This is a genomic window from Halomonas sp. NCCP-2165 (assembly GCF_023708045.1).
Lineage (GTDB): Bacteria > Pseudomonadota > Gammaproteobacteria > Pseudomonadales > Halomonadaceae > Bisbaumannia > Bisbaumannia pacifica.
The window spans coordinates 1-1,076 of the sequence record NZ_BRCY01000061.1 but is presented as its reverse complement, the minus strand read 5'-3'; the positions used below and the strand labels follow the sequence as shown (position 1 = coordinate 1,076).

1 protein-coding gene is annotated in these 1,076 nt (G+C 60.6%); it reads left to right on the top strand.

Annotation, left to right across the window (positions count from 1 at the left end; all coding sequences use genetic code 11):
* Positions 1-91: 91 nt before the first annotated feature.
* Positions 92-1,076 (top strand): IS481 family transposase (locus NFU04_RS16315; protein ID WP_251310456.1); only part of this gene is annotated, 985 nt, incomplete at its 3' end.

The following is a 1,076-nucleotide window of genomic DNA, read 5'->3' as shown; positions in this document are numbered from 1 at the left end:
TGTAGGGTCCCGGATGATCAAATGAGCTATAGGAGTTATCCTCTGCTGGCAGCCAGAGAGCTTCTACAGCAATTCATTTGGGAGCAGGTTCATGGACATCAAGCTGCATAAGCAGGCCACCACGACACCAAAGATCCGTGCCGAGATCCAGGCAGCGCCTTCCAACATCACGGATAGCGAGCTGGCCCGCCAGTATGGCGTCTCCCCCGCGACCATCCGGCGCTGGCGGTACCGTGACGATGTCCATGACCGACCGCACACGCGTCACAACCTGCTGGCCACCCTCACGCCCGAGCAGGAGGAGGTGCTGATCGCCGCTCGCGAATTCCTGCGCCTCGGCCTGGATGATCTGCTCGTCGTGGCACGTGAGTTCCTGAACCCTCGACTGTCTCGCTCAGGCCTGCACCGCATGCTCCAGCGCCGCGAGGTGCCGACACTGGCAGAACTGGCTCGGCAGGACGCTGGTGATGATGGGAAGCCCCGGCACAAGCCCTTCAAGGACTACGAACCCGGGTACGTGCATATCGACATCAAGCACCTGCCTCAGATGCCTGATGAGGAGCAGAAACGCTACCTGTATGTCGCCATCGACCGTGCCACACGCTGGGTCTATCTGGAGGTCAGGCGCAGCCAGTCTGCCAAGGATGCCAAGGCGTTCATGAAGCGCGTGGAGGAGAAGGCTCCCTTCACGATCCAGACGGTGCTCACTGACAACGGCAAGTCGTTCACCGATCGCTTCACGCGGGCAGGTGAGCGCAAGCCCAGCGGCCGCCACCCCTTCGACCAGGAGTGCCAGACCCATGGTATCGAACATCGCCTGATCAAGCCGGGAAGGCCGCAGACGAACGGTATGGTGGAGCGTTTCAACGGCCGGATCAGCGACGTGCTGGCGACCCGGCGCTATACCTCAGGCGAGGACCTGGAGCAGACACTCAAACGCTACGCTTGGCTGTACAATCACCACATCCCTCAGAAGGCGCTGCATCATCAATCACCGATCACGGCGATGAAGGAGTGGCAGGCCAAGCGACCTGAGTTATTTACCAAACGAGTGGTTAATCACACGGGACCCGACA